This window comes from Paenibacillus polymyxa (assembly GCF_015710975.1).
Lineage (GTDB): Bacteria > Bacillota > Bacilli > Paenibacillales > Paenibacillaceae > Paenibacillus > Paenibacillus polymyxa.
On the sequence record NZ_CP049783.1, the window covers coordinates 3972909 to 3986209 of the forward strand.

The following is a 13301-nucleotide window of genomic DNA, read 5'->3' on the forward strand; positions in this document are numbered from 1 at the left end:
TTTCTACATGCTGGGAGGCAATCGAAGATGAAGGACTTTTTTCAAACTATTCTGGGCGAGGTAAAAAGCGGACGGATGCAGAAAGAGGAAGCTCTCCTCAGAATACGCCAAATTCAAGCTCAAATGGCTTCAGATGGAACTCTGCACAGCAGAGCAGGGAACACGGAGGGGGCTCTGGCGGATACAGGAGTGCTTATGCTTGAGCCTTCATGGAAAGAGCAAGCTGCGCTCCAAAAAGCGACTCTTCATGAATGTAGCCAGCATCTGGTGGTGCTTTGTGAACTGGATCATATCTCAGAGCGAAGTATTGAAGCGCTCATGAAAGGAACCCGATGCATCAAGCTCCATGCCGGTTTGACCGGCATGGATGAACGCTTTCAGCGCTATGCCCTTCAACTGCTTGCAGAAGTGCAAATGCTCCTCAAAGAGAACTTGAGGGGCAGCGTGTTGGTACAGATTGTTGCTTCTTCACAAACCGGGCAGCAGCTCTTTGCTGGGCTTTTGGGATTGCTGCAAACAGCCGAAAAAGAAAATCCAAAAATCGTAGGGCAATTTGTTGAATTGGAAGCTACAGGTTTGGAAGAGATCGTTGAGAAATTGAAAGAGAACAGTCAATACCCCAAAGACAAAAGGATACGGTATGAGAACGGTAAACGTCTGATTCTCAGCTGGAATGAAATGAAAGCCCCTGAAACTCCGGGAAGAGTGCCCTGGAAGGATCAGGGGATTTATTTGATTACGGGCGGTGCAGGAGGTTTAGGGCTTGTTTTGGCGAGAGATATCGCCCGGCGAGTCCGAGAAGCTACGCTAGTCCTTGTAGGACGTTCCATGCTTGACGAAGGCAAGCAGGTCATACTGGAGGAGTTGAAGGCGCTGGGAGCCCGCGTAGAGTACAAACGAGCGGACGTATCCCGAAAGGAAGAGGTCTCGCAACTGGTCCTAAAGATCCGAGAGGAGCATGGGGGGCTTGATGGCATCCTCCATAGTGCAGGGGTGATACAGGATCGTTTTATGATTCACAAGACGCAGGAAGAGTTCAAGGAAGTAATGGCGCCCAAAGTAGCTGGATTGATCAACCTGGATCAGGCGACGAAGGAGCTAGACCTTGATTTCTTCATTTTCTTCTCTTCCATCGCAGGGATTATGGGCAATCCTGGTCAGGCCGATTATGCCGCAGCAAATGCGTTTATGGATGCCTATGCCTTTTATCGAAACAGCCTCGTCTCTTGCAAGGAGCGCAAAGGGCAGACGCTGTCTGTCAATTGGCCTCTCTGGAAGGATGGAGGCATGCATGCGGATGCTGAAACGGAGAGGGTTTGGCAAAGTATTGGCATGGTGGCCATGCAAACTTCAAACGGTGTTAAGGCTTTATATGATAGCCTGGCCTCTGGCCAGAAGCAGGTGCTGGTGATAGAGGGGGATTTGTCCAGATTGCGGAAGCATCTATTGGAGCCTCAGCCACAGGAGAACGTGTACGTTGAAGAGACAGCTTCTTCACCGATAAATCCTGAGCTGCTTCTGGAAAAAACCTTGCACCAGCTTAAAGTGTTGTTTGGAGAAGTGACTAAGCTGAGCGTTGAAAAGATTGATGTCAGTGAGCCTTTGGAGAGCTACGGCATAGACTCCATCATGATTACAAGGCTCAATCAAAAGCTTCAGGGAGTTTTTGGTGAAATCTCGATGACCCTGTTTTTTGAATATCAGACGTTGGAAGCGGTAGCGAAATATTTTATTGCTGACTACTATGAGGAATGCGTACGGTGGACAGGACTTGGCAGACGGGTGGAGCCGGAAGAAAACTTCGTCCCTGCATCCTTGCATGTTAATAGCGAATTATCATTGCCGACTCTGCCAAAGGAAGAAAACCAACGTATCAGCAGCGCAGCTATAGACACAGGCAGTGCGAAACACGAGCAAATAGCCATTATTGGCATGAGCGGACGATTTCCACAAGCGAAAAATATGGAAGAATACTGGAGCAATTTACAACAGGGCAAAGATTGTATTACAGAGGTCCCTGCGGATCGCTGGAAGAGGGAAGGATTTTATTCTCCTGACATCAAGGAAGCTGTGGAGAAGGGCAAAAGCTATAGCAAATCTGGAGGATTTGTAGAGGATTTCGCAGATTTTGATCCTCTTTTCTTCAATATATCGCCCCGGGAAGCGATGAGTATGGACCCTCAGGAACGGATATTCCTGGAAGAATGCTGGAAGGCCTTCGAGGATGCTGGATATAGCAGAGATCAGCTTGCAGTGCAATACAATGGGCGCATCGGCGTCTTTGCAGGCATTACCGCAACAGGCTTCAATTTATACGGGCCCAAGCTGTGGGAGCAAGGCAAACCGATCTTTCCTCGCACATCGTTCAGTTCGGTAGCCAATCGAATATCGTATCTCTTGAATTTGAAGGGACCGAGCTTTTCGGTCGATACCATGTGCTCTTCGTCATTAACTGCAATCCATGAGGCTTGTGAGCATATTCATAACGGAGAATGCGAGATTGCCATTGCAGGTGGAGTCAACTTATATCTTCATCCTTCCAACTATGTTTTTCTAAGCACAATGCGAATGCTATCGCCAGAGGGACGTTGCAAGAGTTTTGGCGAAGGGGGGAATGGATTTGTCCCTGGTGAAGGTGCGGGCGTTGTACTGCTCAAACCTTTATCTCAGGCCATTGCTGACAAGGATCACATTTATGCGGTTATTCGGGCTACTAGTATCAATCATGGTGGAAAAACGAACGGATATACCGTTCCTAATCCGGTAGCACAAGGAGAATTGATCCGAGAGGCTTTGGATAAAGCAGGCGTCAATGCTCGAACAGTCAGTTATATTGAAGCCCACGGAACAGGGACAGAGCTTGGTGATCCTATTGAAATTACCGGACTTACCCAGGCTTTCAAGAAGGATACACAGGATACAGGGTTCTGTGCGATTGGCTCGGTAAAATCAAATATAGGCCATTTGGAGGCGGCCGCAGGGATTGCGGGTGTCGCTAAAATTATACTGCAAATGAAAAACCAGAAAATTGCCCCAAGTCTGCATGCCAAAGTATTGAATCCCAATATAAATTTTGCCAAGACGCCATTTGCAGTTCAGCAGGGACTTGCTGAATGGAAACGTCCGATTCTGGAGGAAAACGGCGAGCAACGGGAATACCCGAGAATTGCAGGAATATCTTCCTTCGGAGCCGGAGGATCTAATGCCCATATCGTTCTTGAAGAATACATTCCAGCAGAACAGGCTGCCTCTACTCCGCAAAGGCCAGTTGTCATCGTATTGTCGGCCAAAAGTAATGAAGCATTGAAAGAGCAGGCTGTTCAATTGACTGCTGCAATGGATAAAAATGACTTCTCGGATAATGACCTGATAAATGTGGCTTACACCTTGCAGATAGGGCGTGAGGCGATGGAAGAGCGCCTTGCTGTGGTCGTTCAGTCAGTGGAGGAACTTAGAAACAAGCTGCAGGAATTTATTGGGGGAAGGCAGAATATTGTACAGCTTTATCGGGGACAGGCTAAACGAGATAAGGAGAGTTTAGATGTCGTTAAGCAGGAAGAAGCGCTGGATGAATCCTCTGATGCCTGGAATCTAGCAGAGAAATACGGCAGGCTTTCGGAATTGTGGGTCAAGGGTGTGCACATTGACTGGAACAGACTTTACAGTGATGTCCAGCCTTTCCGCATCAGTTTGCCTACGTATCCCTTTGCTAGGGAACGCTACTGGATATCAGTAGATGAAGAAAAGCCCGCTGGCGTCACTCCGGCATATCTGCACCCCTTACTGCATCACAATACCTCCGTTCTTTCTGAGCAAAGATTCAGCTCAATCTTCAACGGTCAGGAGTTTTATCTGAATAACTCCGTCGTTGATGGAAGACTTGTTCTGTCGGATGGAGCATGTCTTGAAATGGCGCGGGCAGCGGTTGAACAATCGTTAACAGTTCAGGAGAAGGGTCAGGCAGGCATCACACTCACAGACATGGTATGGACACATGCTCCTGTCATAGGAGATCAGCCGGAAATACATATAGGACTCTTTCCGGGAGATCAAGGTGGAATTGGCTTCAAAATTTACAGCACACGAACCGAAGCAGGAGATCCTGTCTTACACAGCGAGGGAAGTGCCGAGCTGGAGGCTTTAAATAGAACGGAAACATTAGATATTCAGGCTTTGCAGATGGAGTGCATTGATCATATTTTACCTAGGGGAGACGATGAAGCACTGCGCACGACTGGAGCCAACTACGATTCGGAATTCCAGTCCGCTGAGCAAGTTTATATAGGTCAGGGTTTGGTGTTGGCCAAGCTATCACTGCCTTCCGGTATTGCGAATACTGGGGGCCTATTTGTTATGCATCCCTTCATGACAAGTGCTGCCCTGCAATTGCCGTTATACCTGCTTTCGAATAATGAAAATGTTATGCAGTTCAATGGCATTGATTCTCGGGAAAAAATACTGCCGACTGCGATAGATAAGCTTCAAATATTTCAGGAATGTCCGAGCAAAATGTGGGCGTTAGTACGGCATGGAAGAGGAAATCAGATTAATCATAAGATGCACAAGTATGATATTGATTTGTGCGACGAGGCAGGCAGAATCTGTGTGCGCATAAAAGGGGTCTCCTATAAGGAAGCGGAGACTTGTGAGCAACCGCTCGGTGCAATGATGCTACAGCCATTCTGGAAAGAACAGGCGGCTAATAAGGAAACCATAGCAACCGACTACGAACGGCATGTGGTCATACTTTGTGAGACAGATGCCATAGCTGCAGTACATGTCGAGGCCTCCTTGACAGGCGTGGAATGCATCACCCTACAAGCCCGCATGGAAGAGGTCAACCGACGCTTTGAAACATATGCCGTTCAGGTTTTTGAGAAAATACAAGGCATCCTAATTGACAAGCCTAAAGGCAAAGTGCTGGTACAAATGGTAACGATGTCTGGAAATGAGAAACTACTTTTCTCCGGGCTGTGCGGCATACTCAAAACGGCTCATAAGGAAAATCCAAAGTTCTACGGGCAACTGATTGAAGTAGGGGAAACGGAAAAAAATGAAGGACTCATTGAAATATTAAGGTCGAGCAGTCAGCGTCCAGAGGACAGCCGCATCCGTTTTGTAGAAGGTAAACGTTGGATTCCTGCCTGGAACAAGGTTGAAATGCCAGCGACACCACAAATTCCATGGAAAGATCATGGGGTTTACCTGCTTACTGGAGGTGCCAAGGGCCTGGGTCTAATTTTTGCCAAAGAAATTGCGCGCCAGACCAGGGAAGCAACCTTGATTCTGACTGGGCGGTCCCTGCTGACCGAGGACAAGCTGGCCCAATTGGAAGAATTGAAGGCTTTGGGCGCCAAGGTGGAATACAGACAGGTGGATGTCACGCAGAAGGCAGCGGTGGTTGGCCTGATTGAGGACATCCAAATGGCATACGGCGGAATTAACGGCATTCTGCACAGTGCTGGAATCATTAAAGATAACTATATTATCAAAAAGACGAGCGCAGAATTCAGGGAAGTTCTGGCACCGAAGGTGGTCGGACTAGCCAATTTGGATCAGGCCAGTAAGGACATGCCCCTAGATTTCTTTATTCTTTTCTCATCAGCTGCCGGAGTGGGCGGAAATGCGGGTCAGTCTGACTATGCCACCGCGAATGCGTTCATGGATGCCTATGCTTGGTATCGTAATACTTTGGTATCCTCCTGGGAGCGTATGGGCAAAACGCTGTCGATCAATTGGCCGTTATGGAAAGACGGCGGAATGCGACCTGACCAGGAGACGGAAAAAGCTTTGCAGAATGTAGGCATGTATGCGATGAGGACAGAGACTGGTATTCGTGCGTTGTATCAAAGTATAGCCTGCATATCGAATCAAGCGATGGTGGTAGAAGGAGACATTGAGCTGATCAGCAGAATGATGATTATGGAAGGACAGCTTGAAGACAGCGGAGAAGCAGCCCGAGATCAGAGACTCGGATCAGAAGACAACATCGCTCCTTTCTCAGAAAATAAGACAGTGTCCGTCCAAGATGAACATCTGCTGCGTGAAAAGACGGCCCATTACTTGAAGACTTTGTTGTCTTCGTCAATCGAACTGCCTGCATATCGAATTGAAGAGGATGCGCCGTTGGAAAATTACGGGGTGGATTCTATCAAGTCCATGGAACTGACTGACCAGTTGGAGAAAACGTTCGATCAGGTGTCGAAGACGATATTTTTTGAATATCCGAATATCCGGAGCTTAACCGAGTATTTTCTGGAATCTCATCGAGACGAATTAATCGCTCTGTTTGGTCTGGAGCAGGCAGTAACTGTAGGTGTAAAAGCCACCACCGCTACGACAGCAATGGATACAGAACTTCGACCAGGAGAAGAACAGTTGCGTGATCAGGTGACAAGTTATCTAAAAGGCTTGCTTTCTTCGTCTACCGGACTGCCGGAACAGCGCATTGAAGAGGATAAAAACCTGGAGAACTATGGAGTTGACTCCATAAAGTCTATGGAAATAACCGATCAGCTGGAAGAAACGTTTGGATCACTGTCCAGAACCTTACTGTTTGAATATCCGAATATCCGAAGCTTAACCGAATATTTTCTGGAATCTCACCGAGACGAATTAAGCACTTTGTTTGGTCTGGATCAGGTAGCGACTGTAAGTGCAATAGCTGACACGGCTTCCGTAGCCAATGAGACAAAATCCCTGGCTGGAGAAGAGCGGTTGCGTGATCAGATAACGGGTTATCTAAAGGGCTTACTTTCCTCATCCACTGGACTGCCGGAACAGCGCATTGAAGAGGATAAAAACTTAGAAAACTATGGGGTTGACTCCATAAAGTCTATGGAAATAACCGATCAGTTGGAAGAAACGTTTGGATCACTGTCCAGAACCTTACTGTTTGAATATCCGAATATCCAGAGTTTAACGGCTTACTTCCTGGAATCTCATCGGGACGAATTGAACGCTTTGTTTGGTGCTGAACAAGAGCTAGTCGCGGCAGCCAGCACGAAATCCATGGGCATCGTAGAGCATGCAAAAGCGCCCTCTCCTTTATTTCGGCACTCACCTATTTCGTCAGTGCGAGTAGAGCCTAAGGAGGAGGCAAAAGAAACGAAGACAAAAATAGAAACAAAAACAGAAACAGGAGCGATGGACATTGCTGTCATCGGGATGTCTGGAAAATATCCTGGAGCGGAAAATATTCAAGAATTCTGGAGAAATCTCCAAGAGGGCAAGGACTGCATTACCGAAGTTCCCAAAGATCGCTGGGATCACGATCTTTACTTTGATAAAGAAAGAAATAAACCGGGAAAAACCTACTGCAAGTGGGGGGGCTTCCTAAACAGAATAAATCCGTTGGATTCTTCTTTCTTTCACCTCACTCCTTATGAGGTGAGTTTGATGGACCCTATGGAACAGCTTTTCCTGGAAATGATATGGAGCCTGCTGGAAAGTGCGGGATATACGCGAGAGATGCTACAGAAAAAACACCAATCCAAGGTTGGGGTCTACGTTGGTGCTACGTATCATAAATACTGCACCTGTGATACAAATACGGATGCCCCTCGGATCACATCCTTTGGTTCTGTTGCCGTCGCCAACCCCATGTCGCATTATTTCAATTTCCAGGGACCGAGCATATCCATTGATACGATGAGCTCTTCCTCTGCTGTGGCTGTCCATATGGCATGTGAAAGCCTGATCAGAGGTGAGTGTCAAATCGCAGTAGCTGGCGGTGGGAATCTGTTGACAAGCCCCAAAAAGTATATTGAATCCAGCCAGAACCAATTGATCGGAAGCCATGAAGAAAGTCGAAGCTTTGCGGATGGAGACGGATATCTTCCTGCTGAAGGTGTTGGGGCAGTTCTCTTAAAGCCGCTTCATAAGGCAGAGGAGGATGGAGACTGCATTTTAGCAGTCATCAAATCTACGGCCACTAATCATGGAGGACACAGTAATGGGTACACGGTCCCCAATCCCAATGCACAGGCACAACTTGTTGAAGAGAACTTTTTGAAAGCCGGCATTCACCCTCGGACAGTCAGCTATGTAGAGGCAGCAGCCAATGGATCTACATTAGGAGACCCGATTGAGCTAGTCGCCTTGAAAAAATCTTTCCAGAAATTTACGGATGAGCAGCACTTTTGTGCCATGGGTTCGGTTAAATCCAATATAGGCCATGCAGAAGCGGCCTCGGGGATATCGCAGCTTACCAAGGCCATATTGCAATTGTGGCATCGAAAGCTGGTTCCCACCATTAAAGCGGAAAAGCTGAATCCTAATCTTACGTTCAGCAATACTCCATTTTATTTGCAGCGGGAGCTTCAGGAATGGAAGCGGCCTGTAATAGAGCTGGAGGGAGAAGAGCGGGAATTTCCGCTACGGGCAACAGTAAGCTCCTTCGGTGCTGGGGGATCGAATGTTCATTTTATTCTGGAAGAATACATCCCTTCGCCAAAAGAAGCTGTCCAGTTGCAAGGGGCAGATCAGACAGAAGTAGTGGTTCTCTCAGACATAAACTGGGAGCGACTAAATGCGCTTGCGAGTCAATTACTTGAATATGTAGAGCAGCAGCACGAGCTTTCCTTACATGATATTGCTTTCACCCTTCAGACAGGCCGTGAAGCGATGAAGTGCCGGGCGGCAATCGTAGCGAGCTCACGGGAGGAATTGCGAACTGGTCTTAGAGAGCTTATCGAGTCAGTCGGCCAGGGCAACGAGCCGGAGAGAGCATCTATTCCAGTATTTATCGGAGAAGGCGGAGAAGATTCAAATAAAAGTGCACTTCTGTCAGGAAAAGTAGGCGAGAAAGTTTCTCAAATACTTCTAGAGGAGAGAAATCTGGAAAATATTGCGATGTATTGGACCCAGGGAGGCAGGATTACGTGGGAGGCGCTCCATGAGGGACACACTGTTCGTAGAATTCCCTTACCGACTTCTCCTTTCTGAGCACACATTGGGGAACAAAACCCTGTCTAACGAAAAATACGAATATTCCGGAGGTAAACATGAGGGAGTTCAAAGATAAGGTAGCTGTGATTACGGGAGCTGCCAGCGGAATTGGCCGAGCTATTGCAGACCGATGTGTCAATGAAGGGATGAAGGTTGTTCTGGCGGATATTGAGGAGGGGGCTCTTCTAAGGACTGAACGAGAATTGCAAGAAATGGGCGCAGCTACACTATCTGTTGTGACCGATATTTCCAAAGAAGCTGATATTCGTTTATTAGCGCAAAAAACAGTTCAGACCTTTGGTGCTGTGCATCTTTTGTTCAATAATGCAGGTGTGGATGCCGGCACAGGCCGCTTATTATGGGAGAATACTGTGGCAGATTGGCAGTGGGTAATTAACGTAAACATTTGGGGAATTCTGTTTGCTACCGAAATTTTTGTTCCTATTATGGTGAAACAAAAAACTCCATGCCATATTGTAAATACAGCATCGATTGCTGGTCTGCTGTCCGGTCCTGGAAATGGAATATACAGCGCGTCAAAGCATGCCGTTTTAAGCCTGTCTGAAACGCTATACCAAGAGCTAAGATTGATCGGTTCTAATGTGGGAGTGTCGGTTGTGTGTCCGGGATTCGTCCGTACTCAAATTATGGATGCAGAGCGAAACCGCCCGACAGAGCTGCGTAAGCCAGATGGGAGTGGAAATCTTCCGCCCGAAAGACAAGTCATTACCGAATTGGCTCGCAAGGCTGTCCAAAATGGCATACTTCCAGAGGATGTGGCCCATCAAATTTTTGAGGGCATCCGAAAAGGGCAGCTATATATCATCACAGAACCGAAATTCAAACCTGCAATCAGGCAGCATATGGAGAATGTCCTTAATGAAAGTAATCCTACGGCATCCCAAATGCAATTAGTGCGCAATTTGTTATGAACTGTGAATGATAGAGGAACTGCTTAGGCGAGTCTGATCAATACGTTGTGGGGGTTACTCGGATGGACAGATCAGTGGTTTTTATGTTTTCAGGTCAAGGTTCGCAATACTACGGTATGGGAAAGGAATTATATATGTCCAACCCGGTTTTCCGAACATGGATGACCAGGTTGGATGAGATTCATATGGATGTTACAGGCAGGTCTGTATTAAAAACGCTGTTCGATGACACGCGTCGCAGGGGAGAAGAGTTTGACAACCTGCTATATACTCATCCTGCCATTTTTATGGTTGAATATGCGCTCACACAGGTGTTATTGGAAAAGGGAATTTACCCTGATTATGTTTTAGGCTCTAGCCTGGGTGAGTCTGTTTCTGGTGCTGTGGCTGACTGCATGAGCTATGAGGACACACTTCAATGCATTATCAAGCAAGCACAGCTGGTGGAAACGTACTGTCCGAAAGGGGGTATGATGGCCGTCATTGGTGATCCCGGTCTGTATGATGAAGTACCCATATTGAATACCAACTCAGAGCTGGCATCCATCAACTTTGACTCGCATTTTGTTATTTCAGGCAGCTGCGAGGGTCTGTCAGAGATTGAACACTATTTGAAGGCAAATGAGATGATCTGTCAAAGACTGCCAGTACACTATGCTTTTCATGCTTCCTTAATGGACCCAATCGCATTGGAATATACGGAATTTTTAAAGCTCATGACCATAAGAAGCCCTAAAATAAATATGGTTTCATCTATGTACGGCGGGAAGATGACATGGCTTGACAACCGTTTTCTTTGGGATGTTACTAGAAAGCCTATGCAATTTCAGAGCGCTCTAAAGTGTCTGGGAGACAGGGACGGTGTTGTCTATATTGATCTCGGTCCCTCGGGCACGCTTGCTAATTTTGTAAAGTACAATTTTGGCCCCAAGAAAAAGGCAAGCGTCTGTTCTATTCTCTCCCCTTTTCAACAGGACATAAAAAATTTGGATCGTCTGTTCGAAATATTTGCCTAATATGCATCCATTACTAACAAGGAGGAAATCAATGATCGCATATCTGTTCCCTGGACAAGGAGCTCAAGTAAAAGGTATGGGCGAAGGACTGTTTGATGAATTTCCAGAATTGGTTGCCAAAGCGGATGCAGTTCTTGGTTATTCTATTCAGAAGCTGTGCCTTGAAGACCCTGCCAACCAGCTCGGGCAAACGGATTTTACCCAGCCAGCCCTATTCGTCGTAAACGCTTTAAGCTATCTGAAAAAAATAAGAGAGACCGGAAGAAAACCCGATTATGTTGCAGGACATAGCTTGGGTGAATATAATGCTTTATTTGCCGCGGAAGCGTTTGATTTTGAAACCGGCTTGAAGCTGGTCCAAAAAAGAGGAGAGCTGATGGCTCGGGCTACTGGTGGCGGAATGGCGGCAGTTTTAGGCTTGAAAGAAGAAGTGTTTCGGGAAGTAATGGAGAAAAATAAATTAATAGAGCTCGATGTTGCCAACTATAATTCGCCCAGCCAGATTGTCATTTCAGGGCCAAAGGAACTGATTGAGCAGGCGAAACCGATTTTTGAAGATGCAGGAGCCCGAAATTATGTGGTTTTGAATGTAAGTGGAGCATTTCACTCTAGGTATATGGAAAATGCCAAACAGAAATTTGAGGCCTATGCGGCGCCATTTGAATTCTCGAACATCAAAATACCCGTTATTTCCAATGTCCATGCCAGACCCTACAAGCAGCAGGACTTAAGAAGTACGCTGATCAACCAGATTGTAAGCCCGGTCAAGTGGTCGGAGAGTATACGGTATCTGATGGGTAAAAGTGTAACCCAGTTTATCCAAATCGGGCCTGGAAATGTTGTGGCAGGATTGGTTAATGCCATACAACGAGAAGCCGAGCCATTGATCGTGACAGAGGTTGAAGACCGAAACGAACAGGTACAGAAGAGGATGTCGAAGGATACGTTGAGAAATGATGAATCGATATCCGAAAAGCGACAGGCTCCCATAACAAAATCCGGTCATGACGTACTGGAATCCAGCAAACGATTTACGGCAGAGTCTCTTGGGCATAGCGAATTTAAACAAGATTACGGAATTAAGTATGCGTATCTTATAGGCTCTATGTACAAGGGAATCTCTTCAAAAGAGATGGTCGTAACAGCAGGAAAGGCAGGAATGATGGCATTTTTTGGAACTGGGGGAGTGAAGATGGATGTTCTGGAGGAAACCATAAAGTATATTCAGAAGCAATTGAACCATGGCGAAGCCTATGGAATGAATCTGATTCATGTGCCGGACCACCCGGACATAGAAAATAACATCGTTGATTTGTACATAAAATACGGTGTTAGAAATATTGAAGCCTCTGCGTTTATGAGTATCACACCTTCTTTGGTTAGGTACAGGCTGAAGGGGCTGAGACGGAATGCACAGGGAAATGTTACGCCACAGAACAGAATTATTGCGAAAGTATCCAGGCCAGAGGTTGTTGAAGCCTTCCTGAGTCCTGCGCCTCAGAATATTATCAATAAGCTGCTGGCGGAAAATAGGATCAGCCGGGAAGAAGCGATGATGGGGATGGAAATTCCCATGGTAGATGATTTGTGCGTCGAGGCTGACTCAGGTGGGCATACTGACCATGCAGTTGCTTATGTATTGGTCCCGCTGATGCTTCAGATGAGGGATGAAGCGATTCGAAAGTATAAACACAATAAAAGTATAAGGGTAGGGGCAGCCGGGGGAATAGGGACTCCACAAGCTGCAGCGGCGGCGTTTATACTGGGTGCTGATTTTATCATGACGGGTTCAATCAATCAGTGTACGGTTGAAGCAGGGACGAGTGATGAAGTAAAAGATTTGCTCCAGCAATTAAACATTCAGGATACGGACTACGCTCCAGCAGGGGATATGTTTGAAATGGGGGCAAAAGTTCAGGTTATGAAAAAAGGAGTGTTTTTCCCGGCCAGGGCGAATAAATTATATGATCTTTACCGGAATTATAATTCCATAGATGAAATTGATAGAGAAACCAAACATTATATTGAAGAAAAATATTTTAAGAAGAGTATCGAACAAGTCTATGAAGATATTAAAGCTTATTACCCGGCTGAAATCATTGAAAAAGCTGAAAGAATCCCGAAACGTAAGATGGCCTTGATATTTAGATGGTACTTTACTTATTCTACTCGACTTGCCATTAATGGCGACAAAAACAACAGAGTCGATTATCAAGTACACTGCGGACCAGCCCTCGGCGCTTTTAATCAATGGGTTAAGGGGACAGCTCTTGAGAATTGGAAGAATAGACATGTTGACGATATAGGACAAAAAATAATGGTTGAGACTGCAGAGCACCTAAATGAAAGATTTAAAGCTTTAACTGCTAGTCTTACAATCTAGTTGGATTCAAGCTAGGGCAAG

At 46.3% G+C, this 13301-nt stretch carries 4 protein-coding genes; all 4 read left to right on the forward strand.

Going from position 1 to position 13301, the window contains the following annotated elements; translation table 11 throughout:
- Nucleotides 1–27: 27 nt before the first annotated feature.
- On the forward strand, nt 28–8946 hold the full coding sequence (locus G7035_RS17665; RefSeq protein ID WP_019687990.1) for a hybrid non-ribosomal peptide synthetase/type I polyketide synthase: 8919 nt from the start codon (nt 28–30) through the stop codon (nt 8944–8946).
- Between the two features lie 59 nt (nt 8947–9005).
- Nucleotides 9006–9881 carry an SDR family NAD(P)-dependent oxidoreductase gene (locus tag G7035_RS17670; protein WP_016822429.1) on the forward strand — a complete coding sequence of 292 codons (876 nt, stop codon included), beginning with the start codon at nt 9006–9008 and terminating at the stop codon, nt 9879–9881.
- A gap of 62 nt (nt 9882–9943) precedes the next feature.
- A complete protein-coding gene (locus G7035_RS17675) occupies nt 9944–10897 on the forward strand; it encodes an acyltransferase domain-containing protein (protein WP_016822428.1) in 954 nt (317 codons plus the stop codon).
- Nucleotides 10898–10928: 31 nt separating this feature from the next.
- Nucleotides 10929–13280 (forward strand): ACP S-malonyltransferase, encoded by a 2352-nt coding sequence (gene fabD / locus G7035_RS17680; protein ID WP_019687989.1) that lies wholly within the window; start codon nt 10929–10931, stop codon nt 13278–13280.
- Nucleotides 13281–13301: the final 21 nt, after the last annotated feature.

Excerpts from the sequence above, each read along its gene's own strand:
- fabD (WP_019687989.1), top strand. The coding sequence starts at position 10,929 with ATGATCGCATATCTGTTCCCTGGACAAGGAGCTCAAGTAAAAGGTATG.
- G7035_RS17665 (WP_019687990.1), top strand. The coding sequence starts at position 28 with ATGAAGGACTTTTTTCAAACTATTCTGGGCGAGGTAAAAAGCGGACGG.
- G7035_RS17670 (WP_016822429.1), top strand. The coding sequence starts at position 9,006 with ATGAGGGAGTTCAAAGATAAGGTAGCTGTGATTACGGGAGCTGCCAGC.
- G7035_RS17675 (WP_016822428.1), top strand. The coding sequence starts at position 9,944 with ATGGACAGATCAGTGGTTTTTATGTTTTCAGGTCAAGGTTCGCAATAC.